The sequence below is a fragment of the Halobacillus yeomjeoni genome, assembly GCF_020171525.1.
GTDB lineage: Bacteria > Bacillota > Bacilli > Bacillales > Halobacillaceae > Halobacillus > Halobacillus yeomjeoni.
This window is the reverse complement of sequence record NZ_JAIVAI010000009.1, coordinates 44983-59015: the sequence shown is the minus strand read 5'-3', so window position 1 is coordinate 59015 and position 14033 is coordinate 44983. Positions and strand designations below refer to the sequence as shown.

The window sequence follows — 14033 nt, the reverse complement described above, 5'->3', positions numbered from 1 at the left end:
GAAAAAGTTTGTCTTGCTCATTTGCACACCGAATGTGCTTGTTTCGTTTTCTTCTTAATAGAAGAAATATCTTGACGTACTGGTTGGTTCGTTCAGTTTTCAAAGATCAAAATGTTGTTTCGCTTTAGCAGCGACTCCAACAGTTTATCATGTTGTGTTGTTGTTGTCAACAACTTTTTTCATGATGTTTTGTCTGCCGTTTTGGCGACAAATATTAATTTACCATGTTACAGGAAAGCTGTCAACAACTTTTTTTGAGAAAGTATCTCTGTTTGTTGTTGTGTGTTTTTGTCTGCCTTTCCCGACAACGATTAATAATATAGCATAGAATAAAAATAAAACGCAATACCTTTTCGTGTTTTTTTATATTTTCATTCATATAGAAAAGCCCTTTGAAATCAAAGGACTTCCCTAAAAGACCACCACTGTGCTTTTCATTTACTTTTAATGATTAAACCATCAATTTTGTTTCTTCTTCCTAGGCATGTACTGAAGACACTCTTCACGTGTTGCGAACCTTCGGAATATCTGAAATAAAACTTCATATCGTTCTTCCATTGCATTTTTTAAACCGTGATCGATTCTATGGTCACCAAGGTCAAACGTAATCTCTTCCATTTCCCTTTTCAGCAAGTATTCTATTTCACGTCTTTCTTGTTCATTAATTATTATTCCGTGCATTTCGAGAACCTCCCTGATAACGACTCTTTATATTTTTACCCTATTTTCAGTATTTTTAGCATAGGTTGTCCGAAATTTCATATGTATAGAACATATTGGAAGGAAGGAGATGGATAAAGCTGTGACTTTCTATACATGGAAGGCTGAACGCTTGAAACGATATGGACTAGTTATTATATTAGCTCTTTTTTGTGCTTTATTACTTTGGGTAGGTCAATGGAGCCAACTTCCAGTCTTTTCTAACGATGAGGAACCAAGAGCCCTGACTCAAGGAGATGAGAAACAGGATCTCGTAGCTCTCACCTTCAATATCAGCTGGGGCAGCGATAAGGTTAATGAAGTATTAAAAATGCTTGAAGCTCACAAAGTACAGGCTACTTTTTTCGTAAGTGGGGAATGGGCAGACCGACATCCGGATCTACTTAGTAAAATCCAAAAGGCAGAACATGAAATAGGGATGATGGGATTTGGATATGAGAGCTATTTGGAATTGAAACCTGAGGAGATCAATGCTGACATAAGACAAGCAAAAAAGGTATTCGACAAGCTGGGGTACGAAAATGTGCGGTGGATCCGCCCACCTCACGGGCATATGGATAAAGATGTTTTGAAGAGAATTGACCAGGAAGGTTTACAAGCAGTCCAATGGAGTATTAATCCTCGAGATTGGGAAAACCCAGGTACTAACCGTATTATCGACCAAGTTGTTAATAAAACTTCAAAAGGAGATATTGTACTTTTACACGCCTCAGATTCTGTAAAACAAACTCCAAAAGCTCTGGAAGTCATTTTACCAGCTCTTAAACAGAAAGGACTGAAACTCGTCAGTATCTCGGAACTTGTTAGTGGAAGTGAGTCGAAAACTTCCCAAGTCAATTAAAAAAAGTAAGCCGCTGTGTAAAAATCACAGCGGCTTACTTTTTACTTATGCCGTTTCTTTACCTGGATTGGTTAAACGATGTAAAAGCAGTAATTGATAGGCGTTACAAATAAATAAAGGGATGACCATCAACCATACGTAATCACTTCCCTGCGCTCTCAATGCTGGTACCCATTCCACTGTAGTGACCACTACCATGAAGAACAAGGCAGGTATGAAAGCGTTGAACTTTGTTTCTTTTGCTTTTATATAAGCGATGATTGCCGATAGAGCAAACAAGCCTACCGCCGTCCACAAGAACGGCCAGACCGTACTGTTTTCACTTGCTTGATATCTGAAGTAAACTAAATCAAACAGTGTGAAGGCGACTAAAAATAACTGAACAGGCACCCAAAATGACCGGAAAACTGATTTTCCGAATTGATTGACTGTCAAATATGCGAAAAAACCCATTTGGCTGATTATGCTGAATATAAACCCGAGCCCTGAAAAGAATAATAACAAACCGACCAGTTCAAACAACTGAAAAGGCTGCAGAACTTCCAGGTATGCATCTTGTTTAAAAATAAAGCTTGAGATGAGTGTAATGACACCACCTATTAGTAAAGTCGTTAAAAACAACCTTACCCATTTACGACTATTCACAGATGTTCCTCCTAATACAAGACTTCACCATCGTATTTTATCATGAAGGATGCATTTTTTCCTCATTCGGAATAAATTTTATCAATTCGTACATAGTAAGCCTACGGAGAACTTAAGAAAGGGGACATGTAACATGTCCATACTTCGATTCATATGTCCCGTCATTATTGTGGTTTTCTTGGCAGCTTGTAGCGGCGGTTCAGGAGGAAGCGAACAGGCGGACTATGATACCACTAAAAAAATGATTGTAGATATTTTAAAAACCGATGATGGTAAAAAAGCGATGACTGAAGTTCTTTCTGATGAAAAAATGCAACAGTCCATGGCTTTGGAATCTGAAGTTGTCTCCCAGGCCGTCAGTGAAACATTGATATCAGAAAAAGGAAAAGCCTTTTGGAGTAAATTGTTCTCTGACCCTAAGTTTGTCCAAGGATTCAGCAAAACCTTAGAAAAAGATCAAAAGGAACTGCTTAAAGGGTTGATGAAAGATTCAGAGTACCAAAAGCTGATGATCGAGATCTACAAAAACCCTGAAATGATGGAACAGATGGTCACTGTGATGCAAAGTCAAAAATTCCGAGCACATCTTGAAAAGACCATTGAAGAAACTATAAATAGTCCAGTTTTCCAAGCTAAGATGAGCGAGACCCTGTTGAAAGCTGCTGAAAAAATGAAAAGCGAGGGTGGCAAATCTTCCGGCGAAGGGAAACAAGGCGATAAAGAGCAGGAAAGCGAATCCAACGATGGAGGAAGCGAAGAAGAAGAAGGTCAAACTTCATAAAAAAATCACGCCCTCCCCGATAAAGGGGAAGCGTGATTTTTTTTAATATTTATCAATGACCTTCGCAGCAATATTTCGATAAATGACGCCTGTAGGGTGATCAGCCTGGTAGACAGAAGGTGCAAACACATCTTCTTCTTCATATGGCTGCTGCAATGGAATATGTCCAAGCACTCCAGTTTGCAGCTGGTCAGCAAGCTTCGTACCGCCGCCGCGTCCAAAAACGAATTCCTTATTTCCTGTTTCTTTGCTTTCGAAATACGCCATATTTTCTACGACGCCAAGGATTTCATGATCGGTTTTCAACGCCATCTGCCCAGCCCTAGCTGCAACAAAAGCTGCGGTAGGGTGTGGAGTCGTAACGATGATTTCTTTAGAAGACGGAAGCATGGAATGAACATCCAATGCGACGTCACCCGTTCCTGGTGGTAAATCCAGGAGTAAGTAATCTAAGTCTCCCCACTCGACCTCTTTGAAGAAACTTGTCAGCATTTTACCAAGCATAGGTCCACGCCAAATGATCGGAGAGTTATCTTCTACAAAGAAGCCCATGGAAACCACTTTTACTCCAAACCGCTCAACTGGAATGATTTTTTCCCCGCGCACGACTGGGCGTTCTTCCACGCCCATCATGTCAGGAACACTGAAACCATAAATATCAGCATCGATAATGCCGACTTTTTTTCCTAAGCGGCTAAGTGCCACAGCAAGGTTGACGGTAACAGTTGATTTACCGACACCGCCTTTACCACTGGCGATAGATATGAATTTCGTCCCTGTGTTCCCATTCAACAAGGACGCTTCTTTTTGCTGATCGGCTGTAGATTGGAATTTTTGAAGCACATCATCAGGAAGCTGGTCAAAGCGAAGACCTACTGTCGCTGCCCCTCCACTTTTTAGCGCATTTACAATCGTTTGCTGTAGTTCCATCTGTTCTGCTGTATTTGTTTTACCTATCAGTAGTTTGACACTTACATGATTTTTTTCTTCTTTAATCTTTATCTCTTCAACCCCACCGGTTTCTTCGAGCGTTTTATGTAAAAACGGATCTTCGATTGGATGAAGAATTTCAAGTATTTGATCTTTTGTTAACAAACCGTTCCACCATCCTTAGAAATTTTTTCAGTATGCCTAGTATAACATACATGAAACGCTTTCTAAGCATTTTGCTTGTATCAGTTTGAATCTGCAGATGGATATTCCCGCTCCGTTACATATCGTAAGATTCCTTGATAAACCGAAGCTGCCATCTGTCTTTGATAATCCTCGGTTTTTAATAACTCCCTTTCATCAGGGTTCGATAAAAATCCTGCTTCAACCAAAGCGCCCGGAGCACCAGGGTGTTTGAGCATATAGATATTCGTTAAACCTAGAGCTTCACGGCTTGTGTTATTCAAATTGCTTTTAATTTCTGCCTGGATGAATTTTGCCAAGTGCTGACTTTCTGCATTTTGTGGGTTGAAAAATGTCTGGGCTCCCCTCCACTTCGAAGAAGGAATGGCATTCAAATGGATACTCAAATAAAAGTCAGCTTCTTTTTCTTCAATAAAGCGGACGCGGTTTCTTATGTCCTCTGATTTACGAGCGGACAAGCCTCCTGCGCTATCCGATGAAAGATCTTTATCTTCATACCTCGTCATATAAACCAGTGCTCCCGCTTCCTGGAGATAGTCACGCAAGTACTCACACATCTGCAGGGTGATTTCTTTTTCCTGCGTGCCATCCGCCCCTTCCGCTCCTCCATCCGGTCCTCCATGTCCCGGGTCGAGAACAATCACTTTTCCAGATAAAGGCGATGACCATACTGTCCATGCATCTTTCACTTCTTGGATCGGGTAGGAAACCAAACATACAAGAATGACGATGCCGATTAGAAATATCCATGTCTTCATTTGACGAATCATCCATCCCACACTCCCTTGTACTCCCTACACCCATTTATATGGGACAAGAATATAAAATATGAGACGAATTGGCAGATCTGAATATCAGTTTCCCCCACCCATAAGTGATTAAAAGGGATCAAAAGTTAGAAGAGCATATAAAAAAATCCCGACCAGAAAAGGTCGGGATCTTTGTAACGTTGAAGTAAAACTTAACGCTTGGAGAATTGTGGAGCACGACGTGCACCTTTAAGACCGTATTTCTTACGCTCTTTCATACGTGCGTCACGAGTTAGTAGACCTGCACGCTTAAGTGGTGTGCGGTATTCCGGATCTGCTTCTAGAAGCGCACGAGCGATTCCGTGACGGATTGCACCCGCTTGTCCAGTAAATCCTCCACCGTTTACGTTTACGTAAACATCATAGTTGCCTTCTGTTTCTGTTACAGCTAGAGGCTGCTTCAGAATCATGCGAAGAGTTTCATATGGGAAGAAATCTTCAGCATCACGTTTGTTCACTACTACACGGCCTGTTCCAGGAACTAGGCGTACACGAGCAGTAGATTTTTTACGACGTCCAGTACCAATGTATTGTACTTGTGCCACTCTTGATTACCTCCTTTTATTATCCGCGAAGTTCGTAAACTTCTGGTTGTTGTGCTTCATGCTTGTGTTCAGGTCCAGCGTAAACATGAAGTTTTTTGCCCATCTTACGACCAAGACTTCCTTTTGGAAGCATACCTTTTACAGCAAGTTCAAGCATTTGCTCTGGGTATTTCGTACGCATTTCGTTAGCGGTACGAGATTTCAAACCACCTGGGTGATTTGTGTGACGATAATAGATCTTATCGTTGATTTTGTTACCTGTAAGTTCGATTTCACCTGCATTGATGATGATTACGTGATCACCAGTGTCAACATGTGGTGTATACGTTGGTTTGTTTTTGCCGCGTAGGATCGTAGCAACTTCACTTGCTAGACGACCAAGTGTCTGTCCTGCAGCATCGACAACATACCATTTACGATCCACGTTGTTTTCATTCGCCATGAAAGTTGTGCGCATGTCAGTTTCCCTCCTGAGTAGTTGATTTTCACAAAACTTCGTTTATTTATCTCAATACGATTAGTTCCGGGGCTAATCGTGGTATAGAAATAAAATGCCATAGAATATAATATAACACTCTCAGCACCCATGTCAAGAGCATGTACACCAGGAATCGTTGTTTTTTATATTTTATTAGGAAATCCATCATTCCTCATAAAATACGCTCCATAGAAATAACCCTTGTGGAGGTGCCGTCTTGCCTGCTGCATCCCGGCTTTTGGCTTTCAGGATGTTCAGAATATCATCCGGTTCTCTTTCGTTTCTGCCTATCTCCAGTAATGTGCCAACGAGAATACGAACCATATTATACAAGAATCCAGATCCATTGAAAGTAAAAACCAGTTCAGACCCTTCTTTTTCAACAGACGCCTCATGAATCGTGCGGACTTTACTCCCCTTTATATCTGTTTTAGGAGAACAGAATGAAGTGAAGTCATGCTCCCCGAGAAGGTAACGGCAAGCGATTTTCATACGGCCGATATCGAGATCCGCTTTTACATGGTAACGATAATAGCGGTTGAATACATCCGGTTCTCTTTCGTTCCAGACGAAATACCGGTACTCTTTTCCCTTCGCATCATAACGGGCATGGAAGTCACGAGAAACCCCTTCTACGGAAGAGATATGGATATCGTCAGGCAGTAACGAGGTTAACGCCCGTTTCCAGTTCTGATACGGTATGGTCAAGTCAGAGTCAAAATGGATGACCTGCCCCATGGCATGCACCCCGGAATCCGTTCGTCCTGATGCGGTGACTTTCACTTTCTGCCCCTTATGCATTTTAGAAAGAGCCTTCTCAAGTTCTTCTTGTATGGTAATTCCGTTCGGCTGGATTTGGTAACCGGCATATTTCGTGCCGTCATATTGGATGACGCACCGCATACGTTCCATATTTTTATCCTCCCGTCAGCTTCTCGTTAGGAAAAGAGCTGTAACGATTCCTGCAAAAACAATGTAAGCAGCGATATCCCGCCTGCTGATGGTAAGTTCCCTGAGCTTCGTGCGACCTTCTCCGCCTTGGTATCCACGAGCTTCCATAGCCATTGCCAAGTCCTCAGCCCGTTTAAACGCACTTACAAACAGTGGAACCAATAAAGGGATTACGGCCCTTACGCGGTCTTTGAACGCTCCCGTACGGAAATCCACGCCTCTGGATGCTTGTGCTTTTGAAATCTTCTCCGTCTCCTGCATCAATGTCGGAATAAATCGCAGGGATATGGACATCATCAATGCCAGCTCATGAACCGGAAAACGGACCTTCTTTAATGGTCCCAGCAGTTCTTCAATGGCATCTGTGATCTCGATGGGGGTAGTCGTCAATGTTAAAAGGGAGGTCACAAGGATTAAAAGGAAAAACCTGAGTGAAATTGCCGCACCCTGGACGACCCCTTCACGATAGATTTCCCACCCCAATATGCTGATAAGAACATCCCCTTGCTTCGTCACAATCAAATGAAGGATGAATGTAAATAAAACTAAAAACCATACGGGCTTCAACCCTTTCATTAAATAAGGAAAGGGTACTTTTGAAATCAATGATGCGCCGATTGCGAATAACGCCAGCACACCATAGCTCATAACAGAGTTAGCAAAAAATACGATCACGACATAAAAGAATATGATGGCTATTTTCGACCTGGGATCAATCCTGTGAATAACTGAATTTCCAGGGACATACTGACCGATAATCAATGAACTACTCATGATCGCGGCCTCCTCTCACGAAATCAGCCATTTCTTTTGCTAAGTCTGCTATGCTTTGTCCAGTATATTCGATATCCGCACCCAGTTTTTCATTGGCTTTTGTAATGAACTCAATCACTTCAGGTACATCTAGCTGAACTTCTTCCAAGGCTTTCTGTTTTTTGAATAGTTCTAATGGTGAGCCTTGCATATAGACTTCACCTTTATTAAGAATGATGACCTGATCTGCATAAGCAAGAGCATCTTCCATGCTGTGAGTGACCAGCACGGTCGTAAGCTTCTTTTTTTGATGGAGATCATAGAACATCTCCATGATTTCCTTTTGGCCATGGGGATCTAATCCTGCAGTCGGCTCATCCAGCACAAGCACTTCCGGGTTCATTGCCAATACCCCCGAAATCGCTACTCTTCTCATTTGTCCACCGCTTAAATCAAATGGTGAGCGTTCCAGTAATTCTTCGTCCAAATGAGTGGCTTGTATTGCTTCATTTACCCTGCGGTCAATTTCCCCTTCATTCACACCGAAATTCCGAGGTCCGAACGCTATGTCTTTCGCGACCGTTTCCTCAAACAATTGGTGTTCAGGGTATTGGAACACGACTCCAACTTTCTCGCGTAATTCCCGCAGTTCTTTATTCTTCTCTTTTGCCTTCAATTGGTACTCACCCAGAGTAACGGTCCCTTTTGTAGGCTTTAATAACCCATTCAAGTGTTGAATCAAAGTGGACTTTCCTGATCCTGTGTGGCCGATGACCGCTACAAACGATCCTGATGGAATGGAAAATGACAAATCTTTAAGTGCCCGGTATTCAAACGGACTATTTGGTTGGTAAATGTAACTCACTTGATCGAACGTGATGTCCATAATTCCTCCAACAACTCCTGGTGATTTAATGGCTCGCGGGAAAGCTCAAGTCCAGCATCTTTCATATGATCTGCCAGCTTGCTGACAAAAGGAGTATCTAAGCCAATTTCAATTAATGAATCTTTTTTTGAAAAAATGTCCCGGGGCGTGCTTTCCATCCAAACTTCCCCTCCATTCATGACGATGACTCGTTCAGCCTGGGTCACTTCCTGGAGGTCGTGCGTGATTGTGATGAGAGAGAGTTCTCTCTCTTCCTGCACGGTTCGAATCGTTTTCAAAATTTCTTTCCGGCCTTTTGGATCAAGCATCGCAGTGGCCTCATCAAGGATAATATAACGGGGGGAAACGGCAAGCACACTAGCAATCGCAACACGTTGTTTCTGCCCACCTGATAACCGGTGTGGCTCATGACGTTCAAATTCGGTCATACCGACAGCATTCAAACTTTCTTTGATCCGCTTTATCATCACTTCACGGGGCATACCGTGGTTTTCCATGCCAAAAGCGACGTCATCCCTGACTGTTGTCCCTACAAATTGGTTATCGGGATTTTGAAACACCATTCCTACTCGCTTCCTTATCTCCCAAAGCGTATCCTGGGTCACTTCTTCCCCATCAACCAATATTTTTCCTTCCTGAGGAAACAGTAATCCATTCATCAGTTTAGCGATCGTTGATTTCCCCGATCCATTATGTCCGATGATGGCTACCCATTCGTCAGCTCCTATGGTGAAGCTTACATTTCTCAGTACCCATGGCATATCTTCTTGATACCGAAATGAAACATTTCTAAACTCAATCTGACTCTGGTCCATACTCTTCCTCCTCTGCTCAACTGACTATTTCCCAGGAAATACGACAATATTTTCCCGATAAATGAATGCATGTTTGTTACATAATCTTACTTAAACGGGCTATGGTAAGAATAGAACGAAAAGGAACCACCCCGATCAAACTCCAGGTCCTCTTTCATTAAGAACCTGCGCGGTATGATCGGGTAATAAAAAAAGGGCTGGATCCAACCTCTAAACGAGATTCATCCTGCCCTTTTACACTAATGGTATCCATTAAACTAATTCAATGATCGCCATTTTCGCTCCGTCACCTTTACGCTCGCCTAGCTTAAGCACACGAGTGTAACCACCTTGACGGTCTTGGTAGCGTGGGCCGATGTCAGAGAATAGCTTCTGTAGAGCTGTCTGCTCTCCTTCTTCATCAGCGTCAGCTTTGTAAAGGAATGATTCAGCTTGACGACGGGCATGTAGATCGCCGCGTTTACCTAGTGTAATCATTTTTTCTACTACAGAGCGAAGCTCTTTCGCTTTAGCTTCTGTTGTTTCCAAACGTTCGTGGATGATCAAGTCAGTCGCTAGGTTACGAAGTAGAGCCATGCGCTGATCTGTTGTACGTCCTAGTTTTCTAGCCATAGATATTCCCTCCCTTATCGGAAATTCCTTGTTGTAGTCTATCGATTAATCGTCTTTTCTCAAGCCTAATCCCAGTTCATCCAACTTATGCTTCACTTCTTCAAGTGACTTGCGACCAAGGTTACGGACCTTCATCATATCTTCTTCTGATTTATTCGCAAGTTCTTGTACGGTATTGATACCAGCACGCTTCAAGCAATTATAAGAACGAACAGAAAGGTCAAGCTCTTCGATCGTCATCTCTAGAACTTTCTCTTTTTGGTCCTCTTCCTTCTCGACCATGATCTCAGCTTTTTGAGCTTCATCTGTCATGCCGACAAAGATGTTGAGGTGTTCCATATAGATTTTAGCCCCAAGAGAAATCGCCTCTTCTGGACGAATGCTTCCGTCAGTCCATACGTCCAACGTCAGTTTATCGAAGTTCGAGGTTTGACCGATTCTCGTATTTTCTACTTGGTACGTCACCCTTGATACAGGTGTAAAGATTGAGTCAACTGGAATAACGCCAATTGGTAAATCTTCGTGGTTATTTCCTTCTGCTGGACGATATCCTCGTCCTCTTTCTGCTGTAATACGCATGCGCAGACTAGCTGTGCTGTCCAGCGTAGCAATATGAAGATCCGGGTTCAGAATCTCTACATCACTGTCGTGCGTAATATCAGCAGCTGTTACATTTCCTTCACCCTGAACATCAATTTCTAAAGTCTTTTCTTCGTCGGAATAAACCTTCAAAGCTAGTTTCTTCAAGTTAAGGATGACAGTTGTCACGTCCTCGACGACTCCATCGATGGTTGAGAACTCATGGAGTACCCCGTCAATTTGAACTGATGTTACAGCAGCGCCAGGAAGTGAGGATAATAGGATACGACGCAAGGAGTTACCTAGAGTTGTCCCATACCCACGTTCAAGCGGTTCTACGACGAACTTACCAAAAGTGGACTCATCACTGATCTCAACCGTTTCAATTTTTGGCTTTTCAATTTCGATCATTACACAAAACCCTCCTTCAAAACGTCGAAACCCCGGTTAGACAAAAGGTCTAACCGAAATTCCTCAGGTCTGCTTATATTCTCTGTCTAATGCGGTGCTGCTAAAAAGCTATCATAACCCATTATAGACAGGGTGACAAATTCTATTCAGAGCAATTATACGCGACGACGTTTTGGTGGACGGCAACCATTGTGTGGTACTGGAGTTACGTCACGGATTGCCGTGATTTCTAGACCAGCTGCTTGTAGGGAACGGATTGCTGCTTCACGACCAGCACCAGGGCCTTTAACTGTAACTTCAAGAGTTTTCATGCCGTTATCCATAGCATCTTTCGCTGCAGCTTCAGAAGCCATTTGAGCAGCGAATGGAGTGGATTTACGGGAGCCTTTGAAGCCTAAAGCACCAGCACTGCTCCAAGCGATTACGTTACCTTGAACATCAGTGATCGTTACGATTGTGTTGTTGAATGTAGAACGAATGTGAGCGACACCCGTCTCTATATTCTTTTTCACGCGACGTTTACGACTACGAGTATTTCCTTTACGTGCCATATAGTTAGCTTACCTCCTTTGTTACTCGATTATTTACGCTTGTTAGCCACTGTACGACGTGGGCCTTTACGTGTACGAGAGTTGTTTTTCGTTTTCTGACCACGAACTGGAAGTCCGCGACGGTGACGAATACCACGGTAAGAACCGATTTCGATCAAACGTTTAACGTTTAGAGAGTTCTCACGGCGAAGATCACCTTCTACGTTGTGTTGTTCCAAGACTTGACGGATCTTACCAAGTTCGTCTTCTGTAAGATCGCGTACACGAGTGTCTTCAGAAACGCCAGCTTCTGCTAGAACTTCTTTAGCTAGGGATTTACCAACACCATAGATATAAGTTAATGATACAGCAACGCGCTTATCGCGAGGAATATCTACACCTGATATACGTGCCATGTGCGACGTGCACCTCCTTCAAATTAACCTTGTTTTTGTTTATGCTTAGGGTTTTCACAGATTACCATGACTTTACCTTTACGTTTGATGACTTTGCATTTTTCGCAAATTGGTTTTACAGAAGGCCTTACCTTCATCATCCATACCTCCTTTAATATCGGAGTTTTATTTATATCGGTACGTAATACGTCCTTTAGTCAAATCATAAGGGGAAAGTTCTACCGTTACTTTATCTCCAGGCAAGATTCGGATGAAGTGCATACGAATTTTTCCTGAGACGTGAGCTAAAACGGTATGACCGTTCTCGAGTTCTACCTTGAACTGTGCGTTCGGTAAGGTTTCAACGACGGTCCCTTCTACTTCAATTACATCGTCTTTCGCCATCGAGTTGATCTCCCTTCTTCAAATCAGTCACTAGTTCATTGACATACTTAGACACAGCAAATCGGAGCTTGCCGTTTGTGACGCGACCCGTTTCTAGAAGGCTGTTCTGGACTTCCGGAGAGATGAAATCCATAAGCTCAATATGTTGCATATTCTTTTTCTTCGGTCGATCATACTTACGTTTCTCTCCGTCAGCAAGCAGCACAAAGCGGCCATCAAGTACACCGATAACAACCGCGTACTGTCCTGCCTCTCGCCCCTGCACAATACGAACAACTTGACCTATTCGCGGACTCGACTCAGATTCGTTCAAAAACGATCACCTTCATTTAGGATTTTGTTAATATTTCGTAACCCTCTTCCGTAATCGCGATCGTGTGTTCAAAATGAGCACACATTTTGCCGTCTTTTGTGACTACTGTCCAGCGGTCGCCAAGTGTCTTCACATATCGAGAACCTGCATTGACCATCGGCTCAATAGCCAGTACCATTCCTGGTTTTAGACGAGGACCTTTGTTAGGTGGACCATAATGAGGGATTTGTGGATCCTCATGAAGATCCTGCCCGACACCATGCCCTACATACTCACGCACAATCGAAAAGCCTTCCGACTCTGCGTAGGTTTGGATGGCATGAGATATATTTGAAAGGCGTACACCTGGTTTTGCTTCATCAAGTCCTTTGAACAACGCTGTTTCAGTAACTTTCAGCAACTCCATTGTGCTTTCATCAACGGTGCCGACCGGATACGTCCAAGCCGAGTCACCATGATATCCTTGATATTTCGCACCTACATCGATACTGATGATGTCTCCATCTTTTAAGAGACGGTCACCTGGGAGCCCATGGACGAGCTCTTCATTAACTGATGTGCAAATACTACCACGAAATCCATTATAACCTTTAAAAGATGGGATTGCATCCTTGCTGCGTATGAACCTATCAGCAATCTTATCCAATTCCCCGGTCGTTATACCCGGGCGGATGTGACGTTCCAACTCTTGGTGCGTTAAGGCAACGATTTTGCCTGCTTCACGCATAATATCTAATTCCCGTGGAGTCTTACAAATAATCATTTAGCTAATTCTCCAAGTTTTGCATCGATATCTAGGAATACATCATTGATATCTCTGTCACCTTCAAATGAAACCAAGTACCCTTTATCGCGATAGAAGTCTAGAAGCGGTTGAGTTTGCTCAACATTCACCTCAAGGCGCTTTTTAACGGTATCTGGCTGATCGTCTTCACGTTGAATCAACTCAGAGCCGTCATGATCACACTTCCCTGCTTCTTTAGGAGGGTTGAATGAAACATGATAAGTCGCTCCGCATGTTGGGCAGATGCGGCGTCCAGTCAGACGCTCGATGAGTTGGTCTTTTGGAACATCAATATGAAGAACGTGATCGATAGAATCGTTCATATCTTCAAGTAGATTCTCCAGGGCATCTGCTTGAGCAATCGTTCTAGGAAAGCCATCCAGCAGAAAACCGCTTTGAGCATCCGGCTTGCTTAGACGTTCGCGAACGATTCCGATTGTAACTTCATCCGGAACCAATTCACCTTTGTCCATATATGATTTAGCTTCTTTACCAAGTTCTGTTCCTTCTTTGATAGCTAAACGGAACATATCTCCAGTTGAGATATGAGGGATGTCATATTTTTCGACTATCTTCTCTGCCTGAGTGCCTTTGCCGGCACCAGGAAGACCCATCAGAATTAAATTCAACGTCTTCCCCTCGCTCT

Annotated in this window: 21 protein-coding genes; 2 read left to right on the top strand and 19 right to left on the bottom strand. The window is 42.9% G+C overall.

Annotation, left to right across the window (positions count from 1 at the left end):
- Positions 1-459 precede the first annotated feature (459 nt).
- Complete coding sequence (locus LCL89_RS16345; protein ID WP_224810930.1) at positions 460-681, bottom strand: hypothetical protein; 222 nt, start codon at positions 679-681, stop codon at positions 460-462.
- A gap of 109 nt (positions 682-790) precedes the next feature.
- Between LCL89_RS16345 and pdaB the strand changes: the two genes are divergently transcribed.
- Complete coding sequence (gene pdaB, locus LCL89_RS16340; RefSeq protein ID WP_224810929.1) at positions 791-1561, top strand: polysaccharide deacetylase family sporulation protein PdaB; 771 nt, start codon at positions 791-793, stop codon at positions 1559-1561.
- 45 nt (positions 1562-1606) lie between these two features.
- Here the strand turns inward: pdaB and LCL89_RS16335 are convergent, their stop codons facing one another.
- Positions 1607-2206, bottom strand: a complete 600-nt coding sequence (locus LCL89_RS16335) for a KinB-signaling pathway activation protein (RefSeq protein ID WP_224810928.1) — start codon at positions 2204-2206, stop codon at positions 1607-1609.
- Positions 2207-2339: 133 nt separating this feature from the next.
- Here LCL89_RS16335 and gerD point away from each other — a divergent pair, with 133 nt between their 5' ends.
- The gene (gene gerD / locus LCL89_RS16330; RefSeq protein ID WP_197318444.1) at positions 2340-2987 is read left to right on the top strand and encodes a spore germination lipoprotein GerD; all 648 of its coding nucleotides are present in this window, start codon (positions 2340-2342) and stop codon (positions 2985-2987) included.
- Positions 2988-3029: 42 nt separating this feature from the next.
- Here gerD and LCL89_RS16325 read toward each other — a convergent pair whose 3' ends face one another.
- From LCL89_RS16325 to LCL89_RS16245, 17 genes are all read right to left on the bottom strand, one after another.
- Positions 3030-4082: an Mrp/NBP35 family ATP-binding protein gene (locus LCL89_RS16325; RefSeq protein WP_224810927.1), complete on the bottom strand. Its 1053-nt coding sequence runs from the start codon at positions 4080-4082 to the stop codon at positions 3030-3032.
- Positions 4083-4162: 80 nt separating this feature from the next.
- Positions 4163-4891: an N-acetylmuramoyl-L-alanine amidase CwlD gene (gene cwlD / locus LCL89_RS16320; protein WP_224810926.1), complete on the bottom strand. Its 729-nt coding sequence runs from the start codon at positions 4889-4891 to the stop codon at positions 4163-4165.
- Between the two features lie 191 nt (positions 4892-5082).
- Entirely contained in the window at positions 5083-5475 is a 393-nt protein-coding gene (gene rpsI, locus LCL89_RS16315; RefSeq protein WP_197318441.1) for a 30S ribosomal protein S9, read from the bottom strand.
- Between the two features lie 19 nt (positions 5476-5494).
- The gene (rplM, locus tag LCL89_RS16310) at positions 5495-5932 is read right to left on the bottom strand and encodes a 50S ribosomal protein L13 (RefSeq protein ID WP_197318440.1); all 438 of its coding nucleotides are present in this window, start codon (positions 5930-5932) and stop codon (positions 5495-5497) included.
- Positions 5933-6118: 186 nt separating this feature from the next.
- Positions 6119-6865 (bottom strand): tRNA pseudouridine(38-40) synthase TruA, encoded by a 747-nt coding sequence (truA, locus tag LCL89_RS16305; protein ID WP_224810925.1) that lies wholly within the window; start codon positions 6863-6865, stop codon positions 6119-6121.
- 15 nt (positions 6866-6880) lie between these two features.
- Positions 6881-7678, bottom strand: a complete 798-nt coding sequence (locus LCL89_RS16300; RefSeq protein ID WP_197318438.1) for an energy-coupling factor transporter transmembrane component T family protein — start codon at positions 7676-7678, stop codon at positions 6881-6883.
- Positions 7671-8543 carry an energy-coupling factor ABC transporter ATP-binding protein gene (locus LCL89_RS16295; RefSeq protein ID WP_224810924.1) on the bottom strand — a complete coding sequence of 291 codons (873 nt, stop codon included), beginning with the start codon at positions 8541-8543 and terminating at the stop codon, positions 7671-7673. Before LCL89_RS16295 ends, LCL89_RS16300 begins: the two co-directional genes overlap by 8 nt.
- Positions 8519-9358 (bottom strand): energy-coupling factor ABC transporter ATP-binding protein, encoded by an 840-nt coding sequence (locus tag LCL89_RS16290; protein ID WP_224810923.1) that lies wholly within the window; start codon positions 9356-9358, stop codon positions 8519-8521. Before LCL89_RS16290 ends, LCL89_RS16295 begins: the two co-directional genes overlap by 25 nt.
- A 252-nt stretch (positions 9359-9610) precedes the next feature.
- On the bottom strand, positions 9611-9970 hold the full coding sequence (rplQ, locus tag LCL89_RS16285) for a 50S ribosomal protein L17 (protein ID WP_197318435.1): 360 nt from the start codon (positions 9968-9970) through the stop codon (positions 9611-9613).
- A gap of 45 nt (positions 9971-10015) precedes the next feature.
- Positions 10016-10960: a DNA-directed RNA polymerase subunit alpha gene (locus LCL89_RS16280; protein WP_197318434.1), complete on the bottom strand. Its 945-nt coding sequence runs from the start codon at positions 10958-10960 to the stop codon at positions 10016-10018.
- Between the two features lie 155 nt (positions 10961-11115).
- A complete protein-coding gene (rpsK, locus tag LCL89_RS16275) occupies positions 11116-11511 on the bottom strand; it encodes a 30S ribosomal protein S11 (protein ID WP_197318433.1) in 396 nt (131 codons plus the stop codon).
- A gap of 29 nt (positions 11512-11540) precedes the next feature.
- Positions 11541-11906 (bottom strand): 30S ribosomal protein S13, encoded by a 366-nt coding sequence (gene rpsM, locus LCL89_RS16270; protein ID WP_197318432.1) that lies wholly within the window; start codon positions 11904-11906, stop codon positions 11541-11543.
- Positions 11907-11929: 23 nt separating this feature from the next.
- Positions 11930-12043, bottom strand: a complete 114-nt coding sequence (rpmJ, locus tag LCL89_RS16265) for a 50S ribosomal protein L36 (RefSeq protein WP_002509257.1) — start codon at positions 12041-12043, stop codon at positions 11930-11932.
- Positions 12044-12071: 28 nt separating this feature from the next.
- Positions 12072-12290, bottom strand: a complete 219-nt coding sequence (gene infA / locus LCL89_RS16260; RefSeq protein WP_027953399.1) for a translation initiation factor IF-1 — start codon at positions 12288-12290, stop codon at positions 12072-12074.
- On the bottom strand, positions 12268-12603 hold the full coding sequence (locus tag LCL89_RS16255; protein ID WP_197318431.1) for a KOW domain-containing RNA-binding protein: 336 nt from the start codon (positions 12601-12603) through the stop codon (positions 12268-12270). The genes infA and LCL89_RS16255 overlap by 23 nt, the downstream gene beginning before the upstream one ends.
- A gap of 16 nt (positions 12604-12619) precedes the next feature.
- On the bottom strand, positions 12620-13366 hold the full coding sequence (gene map, locus LCL89_RS16250) for a type I methionyl aminopeptidase (protein WP_197318430.1): 747 nt from the start codon (positions 13364-13366) through the stop codon (positions 12620-12622).
- Complete coding sequence (locus tag LCL89_RS16245; RefSeq protein ID WP_224810922.1) at positions 13363-14016, bottom strand: adenylate kinase; 654 nt, start codon at positions 14014-14016, stop codon at positions 13363-13365. Before LCL89_RS16245 ends, map begins: the two co-directional genes overlap by 4 nt.
- Positions 14017-14033 lie beyond the last annotated feature (17 nt).

Bases quoted from the DNA above. Each gene is read 5' to 3' on its own strand.
- LCL89_RS16345 (WP_224810930.1), bottom strand. From the start codon at position 681: ATGCACGGAATAATAATTAATGAACAAGAAAGACGTGAAATAGAATAC.
- pdaB (WP_224810929.1), top strand. From the start codon at position 791: ATGGATAAAGCTGTGACTTTCTATACATGGAAGGCTGAACGCTTGAAA.
- gerD (WP_197318444.1), top strand. From the start codon at position 2,340: ATGTCCATACTTCGATTCATATGTCCCGTCATTATTGTGGTTTTCTTG.
- cwlD (WP_224810926.1), bottom strand. From the start codon at position 4,891: ATGATTCGTCAAATGAAGACATGGATATTTCTAATCGGCATCGTCATT.
- rplM (WP_197318440.1), bottom strand. From the start codon at position 5,932: ATGCGCACAACTTTCATGGCGAATGAAAACAACGTGGATCGTAAATGG.
- truA (WP_224810925.1), bottom strand. From the start codon at position 6,865: ATGGAACGTATGCGGTGCGTCATCCAATATGACGGCACGAAATATGCC.
- LCL89_RS16300 (WP_197318438.1), bottom strand. From the start codon at position 7,678: ATGAGTAGTTCATTGATTATCGGTCAGTATGTCCCTGGAAATTCAGTT.
- LCL89_RS16295 (WP_224810924.1), bottom strand. From the start codon at position 8,543: ATGGACATCACGTTCGATCAAGTGAGTTACATTTACCAACCAAATAGT.
- LCL89_RS16290 (WP_224810923.1), bottom strand. From the start codon at position 9,358: ATGGACCAGAGTCAGATTGAGTTTAGAAATGTTTCATTTCGGTATCAA.
- rplQ (WP_197318435.1), bottom strand. From the start codon at position 9,970: ATGGCTAGAAAACTAGGACGTACAACAGATCAGCGCATGGCTCTACTT.
- LCL89_RS16280 (WP_197318434.1), bottom strand. From the start codon at position 10,960: ATGATCGAAATTGAAAAGCCAAAAATTGAAACGGTTGAGATCAGTGAT.
- rpsK (WP_197318433.1), bottom strand. From the start codon at position 11,511: ATGGCACGTAAAGGAAATACTCGTAGTCGTAAACGTCGCGTGAAAAAG.
- rpsM (WP_197318432.1), bottom strand. From the start codon at position 11,906: ATGGCACGTATATCAGGTGTAGATATTCCTCGCGATAAGCGCGTTGCT.
- rpmJ (WP_002509257.1), bottom strand. From the start codon at position 12,043: ATGAAGGTAAGGCCTTCTGTAAAACCAATTTGCGAAAAATGCAAAGTC.
- infA (WP_027953399.1), bottom strand. From the start codon at position 12,290: ATGGCGAAAGACGATGTAATTGAAGTAGAAGGGACCGTCGTTGAAACC.
- map (WP_197318430.1), bottom strand. From the start codon at position 13,366: ATGATTATTTGTAAGACTCCACGGGAATTAGATATTATGCGTGAAGCA.